This window comes from Roseburia hominis A2-183, assembly GCF_000225345.1.
In the GTDB taxonomy this organism is placed as follows: Bacteria; Bacillota; Clostridia; order Lachnospirales; family Lachnospiraceae; genus Roseburia; species Roseburia hominis.
Window position 1 is genome coordinate 422,524 of sequence record NC_015977.1, and the last position, 21,971, is coordinate 444,494.

A 21,971-nucleotide genomic window follows, 5' to 3' on the forward strand; every position below is an offset into this window, starting at 1 on the left:
TCCTGCTTTTCTTTTACCCAAAAACCGAAAGGAGGACAGAACACTATGCCAACCAAAGCTGAACTATATGCACAGATGGCGGAGAAGGTGACAACGCAGCTCACGGGGAGCTGGCAGGAATGGGCAGGGTTTCTCACTACTGCTTCCCGCCTTTACAAGTACCCATTCCATGAGCAGTTGATGATCTACGCCCAGCGCCCGGACGCTACCGCCTGTGCAGAGTACGATTTGTGGAATGAAAAGATGGGCCGGTATGTAAGGCGCGGCTCCAAGGGAATCGCTCTGGTGGACGATTCCGGGGACAGACCCCGCCTGCGCTATGTTTTTGATATTTCCGACACCGGAACTCGTGAACATTCCCGCACTCCCTGGCTGTGGCAGCTGGAGGAGCGCCATTTGGATTCGGTGCAGGCCATGCTTGAGCGCACCTATGATGTTTCCGGTGATGACCTTGCCGGACAGCTCACCGAGGTAGCCGGAAAACTGGCTGAGGAATACTGGACGGAGCATCAGCAGGACTTCTTCTATATCGTTGACGGTTCCTTTTTGGAGGAATATGATGAGTTTAACATCGGAGTACAGTTCAAGGCAGCAGCCACCGTCAGCATCACTTACGCTTTGATGTCCCGCTGCGGACTGGAGCCGGAACGCTACTTCGACCACGAAGATTTCATGGCAATCTTTGATTTCAATACCCCGTCCACCATCGGGGCGCTGGGAACAGCGGTCAGCCAGATCAACCAGCAGGTGCTGCGGCAGATCGGCGTTACCGTCCGAAATGCAGAGCGCGAAGCCAACCAAGAAAGGAGCAAACAAGATGAACAATCCCATGACCTATATCCAGAACGGAGACTATCTGATTCCCGACCTGAAGTTGAGCCAGCAGCCGGAGAAACCCCTGGGCAAGTACGGCAGGATGAGGAAAACCTACCTGAAGGAACATCGTCCCATCCTCTACAACCAGATGTTGCTGAGCGAAAAGCTGTACCCGCACCTTCTGGAGATCGACGAGACCGCCCAGAGCAGACTGGAGCAGATGATGCCCCAGCTGGCGAAGGAAGCGGGAGCCACCGAGGAACTGAAAGCCAGCGATCCCATGAAGTGGGTGGGGCTGATGAACACCTGCAAAGCTCAGGCCGAGGAGATCCTGATGGCGGAGCTTATCAACAGCTGACCCTAAACCTGTTCCTCTCCGAAGCGGAACAGATCCAATCCATAGATGAAGCAGAGAATGTAGCGCATACATCCTCTGCTTTTTCTTTTGCCCAAAATGACATCGACCATGTGCTGCGTTTGGGCGGCAATACAGACCGTCAAAGGGAGCGTGTGGTTGCAGCCTTTGAAAAGCAGAAAACCACCGCTGAGATTGCCGAGATACTGAAAACGCTGTACCACGGCGGCAATGGCCTTGGCAGTGTGAGCGCATGGTATGCCGAGGATGGTATCCATCTTTCACATGGGAAGTCTGTCCGTTATGACAGGTCTGCCCAGGTCATTTCCTGGGAGAGCGCCGCAGAGCGTATCGGGGAGCTTTTGGAGAGCGGCCAGTTTGCCTCCAATGTGGAGCTTGCAGAAGCGGCAGGCTATGAACGCTCCCTTCTTTCAGAAAAGCTCTGGTATCTGTACCACGATTTCAGCGAGGAAGCCAGAGAAGCCGGATATTTGTCCTGCCTGTCAGAAATCAAAGGCAATGGTTTCCCGGAGGAGACCCGCCGCCTGATGGAGCAGCTGAGTGAACCGGCTTTCCGCCAGACCCTCAAGGAAGAATACGCTGCCTTCTTGACTGCCTATCAGCAGGACCGTGATCTGTTGCGCTTTCACTACCATAGGCCAAGGGAAATCTGGGAGAACCTGAAGGACCTTGACCTTCCACGCAGGACCTTTTCTTCAGAGCTTTCCCAAGTGCCAACCGTCCAGCACTTTATTACCGAGGATGAGATCGACGCCGCCATGACCGGCGGAAGCAGTTTCGCCGGAGGAAAAGGCCGTATCTATGCGTTCTTCATGGCAAACCATACGGATAAGGAGAAAGTGAGATTCCTCAAAGACGAGTATGGCATTGGCGGACGCTCTCATGCCCTGTCCGGCGCAACACACAGCGGCGAAGATCACGATGGGAAAGGACTGCACTATAAAAAGCAGGACTGCCCGGATGTTCACTTGAACTGGGAAAAGGTTGCCAAGCGCATTACCTCACTTGTCCAGAAAGAACGCTATCTTACCGAACAGGAACAGGCACAGTATGACAAGATCCAGTCTGAACAGGAACTGGCCGAAGAAGATGCCATTCAAGTCCAGCAGCCGGAGATGGAGGAAGAAACGCCAAAGCCTACCCTTGGGGAGCAGTTTGAGCAGTATAAGCCTGTGGTGACTGTCGCCATTTCCGAGGATACCGCATATCGCAATGCCTGCGGTCATTCTGACCGTGAAAATGCTGTCATCGAGGGTAATGCCGCTGTGCGCCGTGCAGTCCTTGGTTCTAAGGATATGGAGCTGATCCGACTCTATTCGGATGTGCCGGAGTTCCGCCAGCGTTTACACCGGGAAGTGATCGACGAGACCTATCCAAAGCTCCATGAGCTTCTGCGCCCTCTTTCTCAGGAAGATATTGATACTGCCCTTTGTGCATGGAACGGCAATATCGAGAGTAAACACGCTGTTGTCCGCTATATGAAAGACCATGCAAGAGAAAAAGATACCGCCGCATGGCTGGCTCAGGAATACCGCGGCAGTAACAGCAACAGCCTGTTCGTTGTCCGTGCCGGCAGCCCGGAGGAAACGCAGCTGCCCTGGCCGAAGGTACAGCGTAGGCTTGCCCAGCTCATTCAGGAGGAACGGTTTTATACCGAAGAAGAACAGGACCGTTTTGACGACATCGACCCAATCGCCATCCGGGAAGCTCTGGAGGAAAGAGGGATCGTCAACGGCCAGGTGGCAGACCCGGAAAAACTGGACAATGATTCGTTTATCCAACAGGTGATGTCGGATGTAGAGCAGATCGCAGCTGCTGAGACAAAGCAGACTTCCGAAGTTGCTATTTCCGATGAGGAATATGATGCAGTTCGCCGCCCAACTCCGCAAAGAACATCCTATGACCCTGCTGCCCCGGTCTATGCCGTGGGCGATACCGTGTATATCGAGGATGACGCCTATCAGATCACCGAGCTGCGGGAGGACACCGTACAGCTTCTGCCCACCGGGATGGTATATCCCATCTACCGGGCAGAGCGCAAAGAACAGTTCGAGCAGCTGCTTCGGGCAGACCGCCGCAATGCTTACTATACCGAGTTTCTTCCTACTGACCCGGACAAGGCAGATCAGGACTTGCGGGATGTATTGGCTCATGGACTGATGGATGAAGCGGATAAAAAGCAGATTTCCACGCTGCTGCAATCCGGCAGGAGCAACAGCGAGATCGCCTACTGGCTGAGCAGAGCCTATTCCGGTGAGATTGAGACACTGAATCTGGAGACCGGCGATATTGCCGATTACCGTACCACGGCACAGGGCATAGAACTGGAAGTCATGGATGCAGAGGAAAGGCGTCTGGCTATGCTGTATTTCCGCTGGGATGAGGTTGCGCCTTTGCTGCGCGGGATGTATGCCCGTCAGCAGGACGGTTTTGGACAGGAACAGTCCCAACCAGCTACCGAATCCCCGACCTTCCATTCCGAGACCATGGCCGTCTATCCGGGCGATAAGAACAATCTGCCTTATGATGTGGTGGTGGAACGACTGCATATCGAGGAGCCGGAGCCACCAGCCCCTGTGACTGAGCCGGAGAAAACCTTTGAGGAAGTGTTGGATGAACACCCGGTTTCCATTCAGGTCAATGGCCAGTGGCAGACCTTTCCCAATGCCAAAGCTGCCGAGGAAGCATCTTATGAGGAATACAAGGCTAACCTGCGCCGCAATGCAAAAAACTTCCGCATTACAGATGAGCATTTGGGTGAGGGCGGTCCGAAAGCCAAGTTCCAGGCAAATGTCAATGCGATTCGTTTGCTGAAAGAGCTGGAAGCTGCCGGACAGCAGGCAAGCCCCGAACAGCAGGAGGTTCTTTCTCGATATGTGGGCTGGGGCGGTCTCTCTGATGCGTTTGACCCGGAGAAACCGGCATGGGCTTTAGAGTATGCCCAGCTAAAAGAACTGCTGACCCCGGAGGAATATGCCGCCGCCAGAAGCTCTACCCTCAACGCCCATTACACCAGCCCTACGGTCATTCAGGCCATCTATGAAGCGGTGGACCGTATGGGATTTGAGACCGGAAATATTCTGGAGCCGTCTATGGGTGTGGGCAATTTCTTTGGTATGCTGCCGGAGAAAATGCGAAACAGCCGTCTGTACGGCGTGGAGCTGGACCCTGTTTCCGGGCGCATCGCAAAGCAGCTCTATCCCAAGGCGGACATCACAGTAGGTGGCTTTGAGACCACCGATAGGCGTGACTTCTTTGACCTTGCCATCGGCAATGTACCTTTCGGTCAGTATCAGGTCAATGACAAAGCCTACAACAAGCTGAATTTCAGTATTCACAACTACTTTTTCGCCAAAGCACTGGACCAGGTGCGTCCCGGCGGCGTGGTGGCTTTTGTAACCTCCCGATATACTATGGACGCCAAGGATTCCACCGTGCGCCGCTATCTTGCCCAGCGTGCCGAGATGCTGGGAGCTATCCGTCTGCCTAATGACGCGTTCAAAAAGAATGCCGGTGCCGAGGTTGTATCGGACATCATCTTCCTCCAAAAACGGGACCGCCCGCTGGACATCGTGCCGGAATGGACTCAAACCGGACAGACGGAGGACGGATTTGCCATCAACCGGTATTTTATCGACCACTCGGAAATGGTGCTGGGCAGACAGGAGCCGGTAAGCACTGCTCATGGTATGGACTACACCGTGAACCCTATCGAGGGACTGGAGCTTTCCGACCAGCTGCATGATGCGGTGAAGTATATTCATGGCACTTATCAGGAGGCAGAGCTGCCGGAGCTGGGCGAAGGCGAAGCTATTGACACCTCCATTCCTGCCGACCCCAATGTGAAGAACTATTCCTATGCCATTGTAGACGGGCAGGTGTACTACCGGGAAAACAGCCGTATGGTGCGCCCTGACCTCAACGCCACCGCCGAAGCCCGTGTAAAAGGTCTTGTGGGACTGCGTGATTGTGTGCAGGAACTGATCGACCTTCAGATGGATGCAGCGGTTCCGGACAGCACCATTCGGGAGAAGCAGGCGGAACTGAACAGCCTCTATGACAGCTTTTCTTCCAAATACGGTCTCATCAATGACCGTGCAAACCGTCTGGCCTATGCAGACGATTCTTCCTATTACCTGCTCTGTGCGTTGGAAGTCATCGACGAGGACGGAAAGCTGGAACGCAAGGCAGATATGTTCACCAAGCGGACCATCAAGCCCCATCAGGCGGTGGCTGTGGTGGATACGGCAAGTGAAGCACTGGCGGTGTCCATCTCGGAAAAAGCCTGCGTGGATATGGGCTATATGAGCCAGCTTACCGGAAAAACAAAAGAAGAACTGGCCGGAGAGCTGCAAGGCGTAATCTTCCGTGTACCGGGACAGCTGGAGAAAGACGGCACACCCCATTATGTGACTGCTGATGAATACCTCTCCGGCAATGTACGCCGCAAACTGCGTCAGGCGCAGCGGGCCGCACAGCAGGACCCGGTTTATGCAGTCAATGTGGAAGCCCTTACCGCCGCCCAGCCCAAAGACCTGGATGCGTCGGAGATCGAGGTGCGTCTGGGCGCTACCTGGATTGACAAGGAATATATCCAGCAGTTTATGTATGAGACCTTTAATACCCCGTTTTATCTCCAGCGAAGTATCGGGGTCAACTATTCGTCCTTTACCGCTGAATGGCAGATCAAGGGGAAATCTTCTGTATCCTACAACGATGTGGCAGCTTATACCACCTACGGAACCAGCCGTGCCAATGCCTACAAGATTTTGGAGGACAGCCTGAACCTGCGGGATGTCCGTATCTATGACACCATAGAGGACGCAGACGGAAAAGAGCGCCGCGTACTGAACGCCAAGGAGACCACCCTGGCGGCTCAAAAACAGCAGGCGATCCGGGAAGCCTTTAGGGACTGGATCTGGAGAGACCCGGAGCGCCGCCAGACTTTGGTGCGCCAGTACAACGAAGAAATGAACTCTACCCGTCCCCGCGAATATGATGGCAGCCATATCACTTTTGGGGGCATGAACCCGGCCATTACCCTGCGGGAACACCAGAAAAGCGCCATTGCCCATGTGCTGTATGGAGGAAATACCCTGTTGGCACATGAAGTAGGCGCAGGCAAAACTTTTGAGATGGTAGCTGCTTCGATGGAAGCCAAACGCCTGGGCTTGTGCCAGAAATCTCTCTTTGTGGTTCCAAACCATCTGACCGAGCAGTGGGCGTCGGAGTTTCTGCGTCTCTATCCTTCCGCCAATATCTTAGTCACCACAAAAAAGGACTTTGAAACCCATAACCGAAAGAAGTTCTGCGCTCGTATTGCGACGGGTGATTATGATGCCATTATCATGGGACACAGCCAGTTTGAGCGTATCCCCATCAGCCGGGAGCGTCAGGAACGGCTTCTCTATGAACAGATCGACGAGATCACTGAGGGGATTGCAGAGGTACAGGCCAGTGGCGGCGAGCGTTTCACCGTCAAACAGCTGGAGCGTACCAGAAAGTCTCTGGAAGCCAGACTGGAAAAGCTGCAAGCCGAGGGGCGAAAAGACGATGTGGTAACCTTCGAGCAGCTGGGTGTGGACCGTTTGTTTGTGGACGAGGCCCACAACTATAAAAACCTGTTTCTATACACAAAAATGCGGAATGTGGCTGGTCTTTCCACATCGGACGCGCAGAAATCCTCCGATATGTTTGCCAAGTGCCGCTATATGGATGAGATCACCGGAAACCGTGGCGTGATTTTTGCCACCGGCACCCCGGTCAGCAACTCCATGACCGAGCTTTACACCATGCAGCGTTATCTTCAGTATGAACGCCTGCAAGAACTGAACATGACCCACTTCGACTGCTGGGCTTCCCGATTTGGAGAGACCGTCACAGCATTGGAGCTGGCACCGGAAGGCACCGGCTACCGGGCAAGAACGAGATTCAGCAAGTTCTTTAACCTGCCGGAGCTGATGAACCTGTTCAAAGAAGTGGCCGACATTAAGACTGCCGATCAGTTGAATCTGCCTACCCCGGAGGTGGAATACCACAACATCGTGGCGCAGCCTACCGAACATCAGCAGGAAATGGTCAAGACCCTTTCGGAGCGCGCATCGCTGGTACACAGCGGAACCGTTGACCCGTCCCAGGACAATATGCTCAAGATTACCTCGGATGGCCGTAAGCTGGGCCTGGACCAGAGAATCGTCAACCAGATGCTGCCGGATGAACCTGGCACAAAGGTCAATCAGTGCGTGGACAACATCATGCAGATCTGGCGGGACGGCAAAGCTGACAAGCTGACCCAGCTGGTGTTCTGCGACATTTCTACACCGCAGGCAAAAGCTCCTGCAAGCAAGGCGGCGAAAACGTTGGATAATCCACTGCTTCACGCATTGGAAGGCGCTGTGCCTCTGCCGGAGCAGGAACCGGCCTTTACGGTATATGACGATATTCGTCAGAAACTCATTGCTCAGGGGATGCCTGCCGACCAGATCGCTTTTATCCATGAAGCCAACACCGAAGTGCGGAAAAAGGAGTTGTTCTCTAAAGTCCGTACCGGTCAGGTGCGTGTCCTTTTGGGCAGCACCGCCAAGATGGGCGCAGGCACCAATGTGCAGGACCGTCTGGTGGCACTTCATGACCTGGACTGTCCGTGGAGACCGGGAGACCTTGCCCAGCGCAAGGGCCGTATCGAGCGCCAGGGTAACCAGAATCCTCTTGTCCATGTGTACCGCTATGTGACCGAAGGAACCTTTGACGCATACCTCTGGCAGACGGTGGAGAATAAGCAAAAATTCATTAGTCAGATCATGACTTCTAAATCGCCGGTACGCTCCTGCGATGATGTGGATGAAACCGCCCTCAGTTTTGCAGAGATCAAGGCTTTGTGTGCCGGAGACCCACGTATCAAAGAGCGCATGGATTTGGATGTGGAGGTATCCCGCCTGAAGCTGATGAAAGCCGACCACCAGAGCAAGCAATATCGTCTGGAGGACCAGCTGCTCAAATACTTCCCGGAGGAGATTGAAAAGCACAAAGGCTTTATCAAGGGCTTTGAATCCGATCTGGAGGTTTTGGCAGCGCACCCGCACCCGGAGGACGGTTTTGCTGGTATGGAAATCCGTGGCGATCTGCTGACCGATAAGGAGAACGCCGGCGCAGCCCTTTTGGATGCCTGCAAGGAGGTCAAAACCTCCGATCCGGTGCAGATCGGCAGCTACCGGGGCTATGCCATATCCGTGGAATTTTCCGCATGGAAACAGGAGTATACGCTCCTGCTGAAAGGACAGATGACCCACCGGGCAACCCTTGGTATAGACCCTCGCGGAAATCTTACCCGTATCGACAATGCCCTCGCCCAGATGCCCCAGCGTCTGGAGGCGGCAAAGGCCCAGCTGGATAACCTCTATCAGCAGCAGGCTGCCGCAAAGGAGGAAGTCGGAAAGCCATTCCTTTATGAAGAAGAACTGCGAAGCAAAAATGCCCGTCTGGTGGAGCTGGATACTTTGCTCAACATCGACGGAAAGGGTCATGCCCAGCCGGAAACTGTGGTTGCCAAGAGTGCGCGGCCCTCGGTGCTGGACAGCCTGAAGCGTCCGGCGACGCCCCGCAGTACAGACAAGAAACCAAAACAGCATGAGGAGGTGCGATAACATGAATACCAATAATCTGAATACGGCCCTTTTTGAAAAGATGACTGCCGAACAGGACAAGTTCCGGGACTGGCTGAAAAGCCAGCCCCCGGAAGAAGTCTTAAACCATGCCTATGAGTACACCATCCGCGAGGACATCGTGATGGCAATGGAGGAGCTGGAGCTGACCGACACCCAGGCTCAGGCACTTTTGGAATCTCCCTCGCCGCTGGCGGATGTGTACCGTTATTTTGAAAAGCTGGAGACCGGCTATATGGATATGATCCGGGACAGCATTGAGAACCGTGCCGACGATGTGTGCAGAGCTAAAGAGGAACTGCGAACAACACCAATCTATCCCCATTCAGCTGCCTATGCGAGAGAACATGGGGAGCTGGAGCAGTACCGAGCTTCCAACAATGTAAATCTCCAATGCAAGGAGTCCATTGAAGCGGCGGTGCGGGAACACTTCGACGGAATGTATCTCAGCCACGATGCGGCAAAGGGTGTGATCGAGACCTATGGCATGGAGCGTGTATCTATGGTTCTGTCTAACACGATCCAGCTTCAGGACTGGGATGGGCGCTACTCCCGACGCAACAAAGAATGGGCCAAGACCATTCCTAATGATAATCCCGAAACCGTCCGTTGTGGTTATGCCTTAAACAGCCACCCTGCTGTGCTGGATGGTTTTATTGATCTGGTGCGTGAAGAACAGCAGCGCAGCCGTACCCAGAGAGAAAAACTGGAACCGTCCCGTCCCTCAGTACGGGATAAGCTCAAACAGGAGCTGCCCGCCAATAAGTCTGCCGCCCCGAAAAAACGGGAGCTGGAGCGATAACCATGGCAAAGCGCAAGCGGGATGTGCCGGTTCTGTTTTGGGTGTCCGCAGAAGAACTGGAACTGATCCATCAAAAGATGCAGCAATACGGGACAGAGAATTTGAGCGCTTATCTGCGGAAAATGGCGCTGGATGGTTATGTGGTCAAGCTGGAACTGCCAGAGCTGAAGGAGTTGGTCTCCCTGATGCGCCGAAGCAGCAACAACTTGAACCAGCTGACCCGCAAAGTGCATGAGACCGGGCGGGTTTATAATGCTGACTTGGAGGATATATCCCAGCGGCAGGAACAACTGTGGGAGGGTGTGAAGGAAATCCTTACCCAACTCTCCAAACTTTCATAACAGGGATAGATACTCCATTTGCGGAGGGAGGAACGGCGTTTCTTCGCCGCACCTTCCTCCGCTTTTTCTTTTTGTCTGTATCCTTGTCTTTTGCCTGTCCGTACCGGATAATATGAGTAGAATAAGAAGCGTAGCAAAGGAGTGAAAACAGATGCTGGCCTTTGAAAAGGTGCTGGAGATTTTTGCGGATTACCTGACCGCAGACGAGACCATAGAAGTTTATATCAGCCGCCATGGATGTGTAAGAGTTGAATTTGACCAAGATTTTCACTATTGCTCTGGCGAGGTGTGCCATACTCCCAAGGAACTATTCAATCTCTTAGCTGATGATTACCGGACTTATGTGGAGATTGAACTGACCAAAGGCAGACGGGAGTTGACGGAAGATGATGAGAGAGAAGCGGATGCCCTGTGCAAACGGTATCTGGAACGTTGGAGGGAGGAACTGGAATGAAGATTTTGAAATGCTTGCTGATGATTGTAACTGCACCGGTCATTTTAGTGTTGACGCTTTTTGTCTGGCTCTGCATGGGGCTGATCTACATATCTGGTCTGGTGCTTGGTCTGCTCAGCACGGTAATTGCTCTACTTGGCGTGGCTGTGCTTATTACCTATTCCCCGCAGAATGGTGCAATTTTGCTGATTATGGCATTTTTGATTAGCCCGATGGGGCTGCCGCTGGCTGCGATCTGGCTGCTGGGAAAGGTGCAGAGTTTGAAATTTGCGATCCAGGATTGGGTGTATGGGTAAATGATGTGAATATAATTTGGAATGAAAAAGAAGCAGGACAATGGGAGATGAGACCCAATGCCCTGCTTCTCTGTTTATTCGGAACGAACTGTAATATATTTTTGATTGCGACTTTTAGGTTTATCGGGAATAGTCATTTCTAATTGCCCGGATTCTAAAAGCGGATTGATATGCTTCAAGGTGAAGTTTCTTAAATCTTTGAAGCCGCAAAATACTGCAAGCTCTTTCTTGGATTTTGGTGTTGTGCAAAAAGCCAAAATCTGTTTGGATACCGTTGATAGTTCAATAACTTGGTGGGTAACTTGGTGGATAACTTGGTGGGCGTCACCCTCTAAGTTGTAGTTTACATTTTTCAAGATGACTCTGAAATCTGTCGCTGTTGAGGAAAATTCGGGCTTATATGCCTCTGTGTATCCAGGCAGCTTTTCGGTTTCACTGACGATTTTGCGTAGGCCACTTCCACGGCGTTCCATGTACTTCATGCGGTGGAACAGGTCAGCAATCACAGGGTTTCGTCGCATCGAACGGATACTGTAAATATCGTATTCCTGAATTGAGCCGCCGCCAAACATACCGCCCGGAGATGTGATTTCCACCCGATCATCAAACATATCAATATGGATTTCGCTGCCAAGTACAATATAATCACGATGGATAAGCGCATTAACAAGAGCCTCTGTCACAGCTCGTTCAGCATAATCTGGCTTGTCTACACGATACTGTGCCTCTTTGACAAAACGGACTTTGGAATTATTGCGAATAAATTCACTGCCGCTTTTCAGTAGATAAATCAGATTCCCTTCGTATTCTTTATCGTCCAGTGCATCATCAAAGATAGAGCCTTTTTCCAAGCCATTCCACCGGGTACAGAACATACGGGAGTTATAAACTGTGTGCTGATCGGTCATGAGCTTTCCGGCATTGGTCAAGACCCCATTTTTGTCAGCCAAACCGAAGGAAACATAATCGGATGGCTCAAAGCGGAGGCCGGTTCGTTCCAGATAGGTTGCCTCCAGGAGTGTGAAGCTGTAATCCTTTTTCACAGCTTCTGTTGTTAAGGTGTCAAAGGACTGATTGGTTCCCTTTAAGATCAGTTCATTTACAATGTAATCCGGGGCAATTACGCTTTCATTTCCAACACGGATATATGCTTCCATCACTCCGTCTGCCTTGTAATAATATGGGGTGCTGCGGCCGGGAGAAACCTCCAGAGCTAATAGATTTTTACCATCTTCCTGTAATGGTTTTAAGATAAACTGAGGTAATGGTGTGATACGTTCTTTGATTAAGCGGCTGATCGCTTCAGCATCCTTTTGAACATCGGACAAGCCGATAGGCTCCCGGTCATCGGAGACTCCGAAAAACAGAGTGCCGCCGATTCCATTGGAAAAGGCACTGACACTTTTTAACCAGCTTTTTGGCTTTTTTGTTTCGAGAGCAACTTTGAAATCACATTCGGTTGCTTCAGCAATGAGCTGTTCTATCATAGAAATCCCTCCTTTGAGGTTGTAGAATATTCTTTTTTATTATACCCAGCGGAGAAAGTTATTGCAACGATAGAAGCAAAGAGTTCAGCGAAAACAAAAATATTTATGAGAGGAGGACCTCCTATTATGGCAACTACAAGAATCATGCCGCTTCATGTCGGCAAAGGCCGCACAGAGAGTCGGGCAATCAGTGACATCATCGACTATGTGGCCAATCCAAAGAAAACAGATAACGGCAGGCTCATTACCGGCTATGCGTGTGACAGCCGGACTGCGGATGCGGAGTTCCTTCTGGCAAAGCGGCAGTACATTGCCGCTACCGGACGAGTGCGTGGTACAGATGATGTGATTGCCTATCATGTGCGCCAGTCCTTCCGCCCTGGTGAGATTACCCAGGAAGAAGCAAACCGGCTGGGCGTAGAATTTGCAAAGCGTTTTACTAAAGGCAATCATGCCTTTGTGGTCTGCACTCACATAGACAAGTCGCACATTCATAATCACATTATCTGGTCATCGGTCAGCTTAGAATATGACCGGAAGTTCCGAAACTTTTGGGGCAGCACCAAGGCGGTTCGTCGGCTAAGTGACACCATCTGTATTGAGAATGGACTGTCCATTGTAGAGAATCCGAAACCTCACGGAAAGAGCTATAACAAATGGCTGGGCGATCAGGCAAAGCCCTCTCACCGAGAGCTGCTTCGTGTGGCGATTGACAACGCATTATCACAAAGTCCTGCTGACTTTGAAGAACTGCTGAAGCTGTTGCAAGAGTATGGTTGTGAAGTTTCAAAGCGCGGAAAATCGTATCGACTGAAGCTCTCTGGTTGGGAGAAAGCCGCCCGTATGGACAGTCTGGGCGAAGGATATGGATTGGAAGATTTGCGGGCAGTTCTCTCCGGGAAGAAAGCACATACCCCGCGAAAGAAAACAGTCACACAGGCAGAGCCGCCAAAGGTCAATCTGCTGGTGGACATTCAGGCAAAATTGCAGGCTGGAAAAGGTGCTGGCTATGCGCGATGGGCTAAAGTTTTCAATCTGAAGCAAATGGCGCAGACCATGAATTACCTGTCAGAGAATAACCTGCTGGAGTATGCGGTTTTGGAAGAAAAGGCTGCGGCTGCCACGGCACATCACAATGAACTTTCGGCGCACATCAAAGCGGCTGAAAAGCGCATGGCAGAGATTGCTGTTCTGCGTACTCACATCGTAAATTATGCCAAGACCCGTGAGGTCTATGTGGCATACCGCAAGGCGGGCTACTCTAAGAAATTCCGGGAGGAACATGAGGAAGAAATTCTGCTCCACCAGGCTGCTAAGAATGCCTTTGATGAGATGGGCGTCAAGAAGCTGCCAAAGGTCAAAGAGTTACAGACAGAGTACGCAAAATTGCTGGAAGAAAAGAAAAAGACTTATTCCGAGTATCGGCGCTCCCGTGAAGAAATGAGGGAGCTTTTGACTGCAAAAGCGAATGTAGATCGAGTGCTGAAAATGGAGGTAGAACAGGATGTTGAAAAAGAAAAAGACCACGGCCAGCGGTAAGCTGGTCCTGGTCAAAAGCGTTCGCAGAACGCGCAGCCACAGAATGAAATTCTGTGTTCAAAGGGGCTTGGGGGCGCTGCCCTCAACAAGCAAGCGGAGAGGAAAATCACGGAGGGATTTTCTTCTCTGCGGGCCTGTGTGTATTAACACAGGCATTGCTTGCCTCTTTTCTCCGAAAATGAAAAGAACCAGTGAGAGAATCGTTAAATTTCACTCACTGGCTCAATTCGTTTCAAATTTTTTTGACAACTCTGTCAGTTCTTTCACCGTTTCCTGGGTGTGATGCAGCAGGGTGTCACGCATTTCTGGCGGACAGCTGGAATAAAGCATTTTCATCTGATTGACACCTTCATCCTCCAGAGAAACATCTGGATTTATAAGTGTATCTAAAGAGATATGCAGGACCTTGGCCAATGCTCTCAAAATCAAATAAGAAGGATTCATTTTCCCCTTTTCGATATTGGCGATTTGCTTTACAGAAACATGGCTCAAATCAGATAGCTCCTGTTGTGTTAGCTCTTTATTCTTTCGGGCTTCCCGCATTTTCTGCCCTAAAGCAGTTAAATCATCAATCGGCATAATCGTTCACCTCAATAACATTGTATCGTTCTGGTTTGTGCAAAGGAATAACCTAATTATGCCTGATGAACGGTAAGATTATGCTGATTTTTGTAGAGTAATAGGTAGGGATAAACTTGTATTCTTCGAGAAGACGAAATATAATATTTTAGGAGGTGCAAAATGGACTATATAACATTAAAAGAGGCAAGCCAAAAATGGAATGTTACGCCGCGCCAGATAAATTATTTGTGTACATCTGGGCGCATCCCCGGTGCTGTAAAAATGGCGACGATTTGGCTTATTCCTAAAAATGCAGAGAAGCCAGTAGACAGGCGGAGAAAAGAAAACAAATCTCAGTGAGGTTTCTGTGACATTTGGGTGATACACTGAAAATGAAGGAGTGTGATACCATGCGAATTTTAGTAGTCGAGGATGATCGACTTTTGAATAATGCTTTATGCTATAACTTGAATACTGCGGGCTATGCGGTTGATTCTGCACTGACAAAATCAGCGGCCGGTAGTTTCTTGACGAAGCAGGACTATGACCTGATTGTGCTGGATGTAAATTTGCCGGACGGGAACGGTTTTGACTTCTGCCGGGAGGTAAAAGAGCGCCGCCCCGATACCGCTATTATCTTTCTGACCGCAAATGATATGGAAAGCGATATGCTCAAAGGGTATGAACTGGGCGCAGAGGATTATGTGACAAAACCTTTCCCTATGAGCGTCTTTCAAAAGAAACTGGCGGTGGTGCTGGGGCGGCTGACAAAACAATATGGTGGTGATACTTATGAGGATGGCACACTGACCATCAATTTTTCAGAGATGAGTGCTGCCCTGTCAGGAAAGCCACTTACATTCACCCCACTGGAATATCGACTTTTGAAAATCCTGATGAAAAATCCACAGATCGTTTTGACGCGGCAAGTCTTGTTGGAAAAACTGTGGGACGCAGACGGAAATTTTGTGGATGAACACGCTCTGACTGCGGCTATCAGCCGGGTACGAAACAAAATCGAAACACCCGACCGTCAGTACATCAAAACGGTATATGGTATGGGCTATATGTGGATCGGAGGGGCGCTGAAATGAATGTGCGAAAACTTTCCGTCAACAAAGCCTGTATCTTTTTAGCTGTTCTCCTGCTGGCGGCAATGGTGACGGTTTCAGTGGCTTTATATGCGTTGACCCAAGGTATAACCGCTGTTTGGTATGTACTATTGTTCGGCATCTTTGTGCTGTTTTGCTCTATTTGTTTTATGGTGCTGGTTCGCCGCAAATTGGCGATGTTCTCCGATGCTTTTTGCAGTTTGATGGATGATATGTTGTCCGGGAATATGCAGCCGAAACAGACTGTGGAAGAAGAAAGTCTTTTCTATAAAATTGAATATCGGTTGAACCGTTTGTATGAAATCATGCAGGAAAACAAGAACAGCATTGCACAAGAGCGGGCTGACTTGCAAGAACTTATTTCCGATATTTCTCATCAGGTCAAGACCCCGATTGCGAACTTGAAAGTGATTAACAGCACCCTGCTTGAAAATGAAATCCCTGTGCAAAAGCAAAAAGAGTTTCTTACAGCACAGGCCACCCAACTTGATAAACTGGATTTTCTCATGCAGGCTATGATTAAAACCTCGCGTCTGGAAACAGGTGTCATTTCTCTGGAAAAGAAAAGCCAGCCGCTTTATGACACGCTTGCCGCCGCATTGGGAGGTATCCTTCTGAACGCCGAGAAAAAACAGATCAATGTTCAAGTGGACTGCCCGGAGAGCTTGATCGTTTCTCATGACAGAAAATGGACAGGTGAAGCGCTGTTCAACATTTTGGATAATGCGGTGAAATATACGCCGGAGGGCGGTCAAATCCGGGTTTCGGTTGAAAGTTGGGAAATGTATGTGAAAATTGACATTACTGATACAGGCATTGGCATCTCAGAACAGCATCAGGGGGCAATTTTCAAGCGGTTCTATCGGGAGGACATCGTACATGATGTAGATGGAATTGGTATTGGTCTGTATCTGGCTCGTGAGATCGTAACCTTGCAAGGCGGTTATATTCGGGTAACATCCGAGGTTGGGAAGGGGTCAACCTTTTCTGTTTTCCTGCTTCGAGAACAGAGTAAGTACGCCGAAGAATAAATGTCACAGGCTTATGACATTTAGAACCGAATTGTCCAAAAATAATTTATAGCTCGTGACATTCCTGTGAGGTTTGGTCGTTACAATGGGCTTAACGAAAGAAAGGATGGTGTTCTTTATGAGCATTTTGCAAACGACTGAACTAAAAAAATATTATGGTTCAAAGCCCAATATTACGAAAGCACTGGATGGCGTAACCCTCTCCATTGAGGATGGGGAGTTTGTGGCTATTGTTGGTACTTCTGGCAGTGGAAAATCCACACTTCTGAATATGATGGGAGGATTGGATACTCCAACTTCCGGCAGTATCAAAGTAAAAGGAAAAGAATTGTCGAAATTCAAGGATGAACAGCTTACCATCTTCCGCAGACGCAACATCGGTTTTATCTTTCAGAATTACAATCTTGTTCCTGTGCTGAACGTCTATGAAAATATTGTTTTGCCGGTGGAGCTGGATGGTGATACCGTTGATAAGCATTTCATGAATGAAGTCGTGAAAATGCTGGCTCTCGATGAAAAGCTGAACAGTATGCCTAACAATCTGTCCGGTGGTCAGCAGCAGCGTGTAGCGATTGCCCGCGCCCTTGTTTCTAAACCGGCTATCATCCTGGCCGACGAACCTACTGGAAATCTTGACAGCAGAACCAGCAGCGATGTATTGGGTCTTTTGAAAATGACCAGCCAGAAATTTCATCAGACCATTGTGATGATTACTCATAACAATGAGATCGCCCAGCTTGCCGACCGCATTATTCGTATTGAGGACGGCCGGATTTCCGAGTAAAGGGGGCGAAAACATGACAGATATTTTATTTGGGAATAACAACAGACCTGTCTTGAAACTTCTGGCAAAGCGCTCGTTGAAAGCTCAAAAAAATACGATTGCGGTATTGGCAATCATGCTTGCTACGTTGCTTTTTACCAGTTTGTTTACGATTGCCATTAGCTTGCAGACTGCCATGCAGGAAAGTAATATGAGGACAACCGGCACTTCTGCCCATGCTGGTATCAAGCGTTTATCCTGGGAAGAATATGAGAAGCTATCATCGGATACAGGAATAAAAGACATCGGATATTCAATTATCATAGGAAATGCCGTGGGCGATGATTTCAATAAGACGCCGACGGAACTGCGATATGGTGATGAAACTTATTCGGAACTGACCTTTAATACTCCTGATACCGGACATCTGCCGGAACAAAAAAATGAGATTGCCACCAGTCGTATTGTTCTGGATGCGATGGGACTGCCGGATAAAGTCGGCACACAAATGGAGTTGACCTTTACAACCGATACGGATACATTTACCGATACCTTTACGCTTTGCGGCATTTGGGATGGGGATGCTGTGGCGTACCGTCAAACAATGCTATTATCCAAAGCATATACGGAACAGGTAGCTCCGGTCATCCACGGGGAAACGGACGGAACAACCCCACCTGTGGGAACCGGTTATATTGATACTGTTATGATGATGCCTACGGCATGGAATATTGAAAAGCAGGCATTAGATGTGACTTCTGAATATGGTTTAGATGAACGGGTAAGTATTAACGACGCTTACGGAATGGCAACGGTCAATCTTTCTTCCATGCTGCCTCTTGTGGCCGGTATTGCGGTTATCTTTATTGCAGGTTATCTTCTAATCTACAATGTGTTTTATATTTCTATCGCACAGGATATTCGGTTTTATGGAATGTTGAAAACACTGGGAACCACCGCAAGACAAATAAGGAAAATCGTTTATAGAAAAGCAATTAAGCTATCTCTTATGGGTATTCCTATTGGACTATTGTTGGGATGGCCGATTGGTCGGTTGTTGCTGCCTGCGATTGTAAATATGCTAACTGATGATATAAGGATCGTTACTACGATAAATCCATTGATCTTTTTGGTAGCGATTGTCTTTTCTGCAATTACAGTTTTCATTAGCTGTCAAAAACCTGCGATATTGGCGGCTAAAGTTTCTCCGATGGAGGCACTGCACTATATTGAACAGACTGGTGGAAAGAAAAAGCAGCGGCGCAGTAAGCATATCAGCACAATGATGATGGCAAAGAACAATCTGACTCGAAACAAGAAAAAAGTAATGATTGTTACTTTGTCTTTTGCCCTTAGTATTGTTCTCTTGAATAGCGTTTATACCTATGTGACCTCCTTTGACTTTGATAAGTTTGTGGCTGATTTCAGCCTTACAGATTTTACAGTTTCCGATACAACAGTAATTAACAATTATGCGCCATATAACACAGCGAGTGTAAGCCAAGATTTTATTAGCCAGGCAGAAAGTTTGAATGGTCTTGAAGATATAGGAAATATCTACTTATGGACTTCCAAACAGCCGCTTTCTGAAAACGACCTCGCCCGATTACAGGAACTCTCTGCTTCTTCCGGTGATATTGCAAATGAACTGGAAAATTATAGGGTTCGACAGGAACATGGTGTGAATGTATATGGCTTGGATGATTTTCCGGCAGAATATGTACAGGTGTTAGACGGTGAACTAAACACGGAACAGTGGAAAGCCGGAACCGGCGTGTATGTAACTCCGTTGCGAATGATGGGTGATGGTTCTCTTTACTTGTATAAACCGGGCGATCAAATTAGCGTGACACAGCTTGATGGTACAAATAAAGTGTATGATGTGCTGGCTGTGGTAAGTATTCCAAGCGCATTACAAACTCCTTTGCAGGTAGACATGGGATTAGACTATATTTTCCCAACCAATGAACTTTTGGAAAATATGGTATCCGCCGACCAGCCGGCCATGAAAACAATCTTCAATGTGGATGAAGAACACCAGCTTGCCACAGAAAACTGGCTGAAAAATTACACTACGAATACGGACACTGCTTTGGATTATCTTTCAAAAGTGACCCTGCGGCAGACCTTTGACGGGATGATCAATATGTACCGTCTTGTGGGCGGTGCTCTTTGTGCGATATTGGCTCTGATCGGCATATTGAACTTTATTAACTCCATGACAACGTCTATCTTGTCTCGGTACAGAGAAATTGCAATGCTGCAATCGGTAGGTATGACAGGACGACAGGTTAAGCAAATGTTGATATATGAAGGGATTGGTTATTCTATCTTGGGCCTTTTCGGTTCTCTGATACTTTCCGTTATAGCAAGTCTAACGGTGGTGCGGATGATGGGTGCAGAATTAACCTATTTTACATGGCATTTTACTCTGCTTCCGGTATTTCTCTGTATTATCCCTCTGATCCTCATTACAGCCATTGTTCCTTTGGTTTGCTATAACAAAATGGCACAAAAAACGGTGGTAGATCGGCTACGCATTGCTGAATAAAATACGCAGACACGAAACGGTCATCCGAAAGGATGGCCGTTTTCAAATGTCACAAAAATGTGAATTTTTAGCCGACAAAAGGGGGCTGGCGGTGACATTTCTGTGAGGTTTCTATTTTATGATGGCTATAAGACAAAGGAACTCGCACACAGCGAGTATCATCAAAAGGGGGTAATATTTTGGATTATATTCTCAAAGCCGAGAATTTGACGAAGATTTACGGCCACCATAAAGCATTAGACAATTTTTCCATACACATTCCGCAGGGGAGTATCTATGGATTAGTAGGAAAAAATGGTGCTGGCAAAACAACCTTGCTTCGGATAATTTGCGGACTGCAAGAAGCTACTTTCGGGGATTATTCCCTATATGGAATTAGCAGCCGAAAACACGAAATCCTGAACGCAAGAAAAGAAATGGGGGCCGTGATTGAAACACCGGCTATCTATCTGGATATGTCGGCCACCGGAAACTTAAAGGAACAGTATCGTGTGTTGGGACTACGATCATTCGATACCATTCCTCAACTTCTGAAGTTGGTGGGCTTGGAGGATACCGGCAGGAAAAAGGCAAAGAATTTTAGCTTAGGTATGAGGCAGCGATTAGGAATTGCGATTGCTCTTGTGGGAAATCCAAGGTTTTTGGTGTTAGACGAGCCGATCAACGGACTCGACCCGCAGGGCATCATTGAAATGCGGCAGCTTCTTTTGAACCTCAATCAGCAGTATGGTATTACCATTTTGGTATCCAGCCACATTCTCGATGAGCTGTCCCGTCTTGCTACGCATTACGGCTTTATCGACAACGGAAAAATGATTAAAGAAATCAGTGCGGATGATTTGGAAAACTCGTTCCGCAAGTCTATTCGAATTGAAGTAACAGATGGCAAAGCGTTGGCCGCCGTTTTGAAGCAGACAGGCCAACCTTACAAAATGCCTGCTCCCAATGTGGCAGAGATTTATCACAGGTTAAATATTTCCCAGCTTACATCTGCCCTGGATAAGTACCATTGTGATCTGCTGTCCATTCAGGAACAGGAAGAAAATCTGGAAAGCTACTATGTTGATTTAATCGGAGGTGTTAGCCATGAGTAGACTATTGGTATCAACATTTATTCGTATGCTGAAAAAAGTTATATTTTGGTTTTTTGTGCTTTGTATGTTTGCATACGGAGTGTATAGTGCATTAAATATAGCTTCGGAGGCTCGTATAGGATTTGTGCTTGATGGATGCCTTTTTGAGTGTTTACCACTGATGGGGCTTATATCTGCAATCTTTACGAGCCTGTTTATTGGTTCCGAGTACAGCGATGGTACCATTCGCAATAAGATAATAGTCGGCCACTCTCGAATACGGATTTACTTAGCAAATCTTATTGTGTGTGCGATTGCCAGTGTATTGATTTCGCTGTCCTATACCGTTGGAGTTTTTGTAATAGGAAACATGAATGGCGGTGAACTGATAACAGAAACAGCTACAATTTTTTTGTGCATGATAAGCAGTCTTATGATTTCTGTAACCTTCGCCAGCATTATGACGCTGCTTGCTATCCTGAATACAAATAAGGCAGGCAATGTAGTTGTGAGTATGATACTGGCTTTGGTTCTACTGGTATCCGGTTCTTTTATCCATCAGAAACTTGGAGAACCAAAACTTTACGATAACTATGTGACTGTCAATGAAATGGGTATCCCTACACAAGTTGAACAGCTTCCGAACCCTCAATACATTGAAGGTACACCACGGATTGTTCTTGAAGTTCTTAGCGATCTGCTACCCTCTGGACAGGCCATCCAACTTGCAGATGCGTTTGACACAGAGGGAATGACAGATGAAAGCATAGCAAATGCCCCTTACAGATGGATGGGATATTCTCTGTTGGTGACATTTCTAACTTCTGTTTTGGGAATTGCCCTGTTTCGGAAAAAAGAAATTCGATGAAGAAAAGGCAATAAATTTTCAAATCTCACAGGCTTGTGAGATTTCAACCCATTATTCTGTCGAAACAGAGAATGTCAGTGACATTTCTGTGAGAATTGCTTGTTAAGATAAGCGCAAAAGAAACAACCTGCCGGACGACGGCAAAAGAAAAAAAGCCGTCGTAGAGCAGACAATTTGACACGCCCATTTGAAACGGCGGCTTTGATTTTCAGAGCCGCCGTTTCTTTGCGATTGCACAAA

Annotated in this window: 17 protein-coding genes; 14 read left to right on the forward strand and 3 right to left on the reverse strand. The window is 48.6% G+C overall.

Annotated elements, in window-relative coordinates; all coding sequences use genetic code 11:
* Positions 1–63 precede the first annotated feature (63 nt).
* Positions 64–831, reverse strand: a complete 768-nt coding sequence (locus tag RHOM_RS17870; protein WP_014078559.1) for a hypothetical protein — start codon at positions 829–831, stop codon at positions 64–66.
* On the opposite strand from RHOM_RS17870, the gene RHOM_RS17875 reads away from it, so the two are divergent.
* The 6 genes from RHOM_RS17875 to RHOM_RS01885 all read left to right on the forward strand — a co-directional run bounded on the left by RHOM_RS17875 (position 830) and on the right by RHOM_RS01885 (position 10,746).
* Complete coding sequence (locus RHOM_RS17875; RefSeq protein ID WP_014078560.1) at positions 830–1,174, forward strand: TnpV protein; 345 nt, start codon at positions 830–832, stop codon at positions 1,172–1,174. The two genes, RHOM_RS17870 and RHOM_RS17875, sit on opposite strands and share 2 nt — an antisense overlap.
* Positions 1,175–1,284: 110 nt before the next feature.
* Positions 1,285–8,835 carry an SNF2-related protein gene (locus tag RHOM_RS01865; RefSeq protein ID WP_330364848.1) on the forward strand — a complete coding sequence of 2,517 codons (7,551 nt, stop codon included), beginning with the start codon at positions 1,285–1,287 and terminating at the stop codon, positions 8,833–8,835.
* Position 8,836: 1 nt separating this feature from the next.
* Complete coding sequence (locus RHOM_RS01870; protein WP_014078562.1) at positions 8,837–9,655, forward strand: DUF3849 domain-containing protein; 819 nt, start codon at positions 8,837–8,839, stop codon at positions 9,653–9,655.
* A 2-nt stretch (positions 9,656–9,657) separates the two neighbouring features.
* On the forward strand, positions 9,658–9,996 hold the full coding sequence (locus RHOM_RS01875) for a plasmid mobilization protein (RefSeq protein WP_003526263.1): 339 nt from the start codon (positions 9,658–9,660) through the stop codon (positions 9,994–9,996).
* Positions 9,997–10,147: 151 nt separating this feature from the next.
* Positions 10,148–10,450: a hypothetical protein gene (locus RHOM_RS01880; protein WP_014078563.1), complete on the forward strand. Its 303-nt coding sequence runs from the start codon at positions 10,148–10,150 to the stop codon at positions 10,448–10,450.
* The gene (locus tag RHOM_RS01885; protein ID WP_007886655.1) at positions 10,447–10,746 is read left to right on the forward strand and encodes a CD1845 family protein; all 300 of its coding nucleotides are present in this window, start codon (positions 10,447–10,449) and stop codon (positions 10,744–10,746) included. Before RHOM_RS01880 ends, RHOM_RS01885 begins: the two co-directional genes overlap by 4 nt.
* Before the next feature lie 74 nt (positions 10,747–10,820).
* On the opposite strand, the gene RHOM_RS01890 is transcribed toward RHOM_RS01885, so the two are convergent.
* Positions 10,821–12,233, reverse strand: coding sequence for an ATP-binding protein (locus tag RHOM_RS01890; RefSeq protein WP_005335801.1), 1,413 nt, complete (start codon positions 12,231–12,233; stop codon positions 10,821–10,823).
* Positions 12,234–12,359: 126 nt separating this feature from the next.
* Here RHOM_RS01890 and RHOM_RS01895 point away from each other — a divergent pair, with 126 nt between their 5' ends.
* Positions 12,360–13,772, forward strand: a complete 1,413-nt coding sequence (locus tag RHOM_RS01895) for a relaxase/mobilization nuclease domain-containing protein (protein WP_014078564.1) — start codon at positions 12,360–12,362, stop codon at positions 13,770–13,772.
* A 222-nt stretch (positions 13,773–13,994) separates the two neighbouring features.
* Here the strand turns inward: RHOM_RS01895 and RHOM_RS01900 are convergent, their stop codons facing one another.
* Complete coding sequence (locus RHOM_RS01900; protein ID WP_005335798.1) at positions 13,995–14,351, reverse strand: helix-turn-helix domain-containing protein; 357 nt, start codon at positions 14,349–14,351, stop codon at positions 13,995–13,997.
* A 162-nt stretch (positions 14,352–14,513) separates the two neighbouring features.
* Between RHOM_RS01900 and RHOM_RS01905 the strand changes: the two genes are divergently transcribed.
* The 7 genes from RHOM_RS01905 to RHOM_RS01935 all read left to right on the forward strand — a co-directional run bounded on the left by RHOM_RS01905 (position 14,514) and on the right by RHOM_RS01935 (position 21,731).
* Positions 14,514–14,693 (forward strand): hypothetical protein, encoded by a 180-nt coding sequence (locus tag RHOM_RS01905; protein WP_005335797.1) that lies wholly within the window; start codon positions 14,514–14,516, stop codon positions 14,691–14,693.
* 50 nt (positions 14,694–14,743) lie between these two features.
* Positions 14,744–15,427 (forward strand): response regulator transcription factor, encoded by a 684-nt coding sequence (locus RHOM_RS01910; RefSeq protein ID WP_014078565.1) that lies wholly within the window; start codon positions 14,744–14,746, stop codon positions 15,425–15,427.
* The gene (locus RHOM_RS01915; RefSeq protein ID WP_014078566.1) at positions 15,424–16,476 is read left to right on the forward strand and encodes a sensor histidine kinase; all 1,053 of its coding nucleotides are present in this window, start codon (positions 15,424–15,426) and stop codon (positions 16,474–16,476) included. The genes RHOM_RS01910 and RHOM_RS01915 overlap by 4 nt, the downstream gene beginning before the upstream one ends.
* A 118-nt stretch (positions 16,477–16,594) precedes the next feature.
* A complete protein-coding gene (locus tag RHOM_RS01920) occupies positions 16,595–17,260 on the forward strand; it encodes an ABC transporter ATP-binding protein (protein ID WP_014078567.1) in 666 nt (221 codons plus the stop codon).
* A gap of 13 nt (positions 17,261–17,273) precedes the next feature.
* Complete coding sequence (locus tag RHOM_RS01925) at positions 17,274–19,790, forward strand: ABC transporter permease (protein ID WP_014078568.1); 2,517 nt, start codon at positions 17,274–17,276, stop codon at positions 19,788–19,790.
* 179 nt (positions 19,791–19,969) lie between these two features.
* Positions 19,970–20,884, forward strand: coding sequence for an ABC transporter ATP-binding protein (locus RHOM_RS01930; protein WP_014078569.1), 915 nt, complete (start codon positions 19,970–19,972; stop codon positions 20,882–20,884).
* Positions 20,877–21,731 (forward strand): ABC transporter permease subunit, encoded by an 855-nt coding sequence (locus tag RHOM_RS01935; protein ID WP_014078570.1) that lies wholly within the window; start codon positions 20,877–20,879, stop codon positions 21,729–21,731. Before RHOM_RS01930 ends, RHOM_RS01935 begins: the two co-directional genes overlap by 8 nt.
* The last annotated feature ends 240 nt before the right edge of the window (positions 21,732–21,971 follow it).

Excerpts from the sequence above, each read along its gene's own strand:
- RHOM_RS01895 (WP_014078564.1), top strand. The coding sequence starts at position 12,360 with ATGGCAACTACAAGAATCATGCCGCTTCATGTCGGCAAAGGCCGCACA.
- RHOM_RS01910 (WP_014078565.1), top strand. The coding sequence starts at position 14,744 with ATGCGAATTTTAGTAGTCGAGGATGATCGACTTTTGAATAATGCTTTA.
- RHOM_RS17875 (WP_014078560.1), top strand. The coding sequence starts at position 830 with ATGACCTATATCCAGAACGGAGACTATCTGATTCCCGACCTGAAGTTG.
- RHOM_RS17870 (WP_014078559.1), bottom strand. The coding sequence starts at position 831 with ATGGGATTGTTCATCTTGTTTGCTCCTTTCTTGGTTGGCTTCGCGCTC.
- RHOM_RS01875 (WP_003526263.1), top strand. The coding sequence starts at position 9,658 with ATGGCAAAGCGCAAGCGGGATGTGCCGGTTCTGTTTTGGGTGTCCGCA.
- RHOM_RS01915 (WP_014078566.1), top strand. The coding sequence starts at position 15,424 with ATGAATGTGCGAAAACTTTCCGTCAACAAAGCCTGTATCTTTTTAGCT.
- RHOM_RS01920 (WP_014078567.1), top strand. The coding sequence starts at position 16,595 with ATGAGCATTTTGCAAACGACTGAACTAAAAAAATATTATGGTTCAAAG.
- RHOM_RS01925 (WP_014078568.1), top strand. The coding sequence starts at position 17,274 with ATGACAGATATTTTATTTGGGAATAACAACAGACCTGTCTTGAAACTT.
- RHOM_RS01870 (WP_014078562.1), top strand. The coding sequence starts at position 8,837 with ATGAATACCAATAATCTGAATACGGCCCTTTTTGAAAAGATGACTGCC.
- RHOM_RS01885 (WP_007886655.1), top strand. The coding sequence starts at position 10,447 with ATGAAGATTTTGAAATGCTTGCTGATGATTGTAACTGCACCGGTCATT.
- RHOM_RS01900 (WP_005335798.1), bottom strand. The coding sequence starts at position 14,351 with ATGCCGATTGATGATTTAACTGCTTTAGGGCAGAAAATGCGGGAAGCC.
- RHOM_RS01880 (WP_014078563.1), top strand. The coding sequence starts at position 10,148 with ATGCTGGCCTTTGAAAAGGTGCTGGAGATTTTTGCGGATTACCTGACC.
- RHOM_RS01905 (WP_005335797.1), top strand. The coding sequence starts at position 14,514 with ATGGACTATATAACATTAAAAGAGGCAAGCCAAAAATGGAATGTTACG.
- RHOM_RS01935 (WP_014078570.1), top strand. The coding sequence starts at position 20,877 with ATGAGTAGACTATTGGTATCAACATTTATTCGTATGCTGAAAAAAGTT.
- RHOM_RS01890 (WP_005335801.1), bottom strand. The coding sequence starts at position 12,233 with ATGATAGAACAGCTCATTGCTGAAGCAACCGAATGTGATTTCAAAGTT.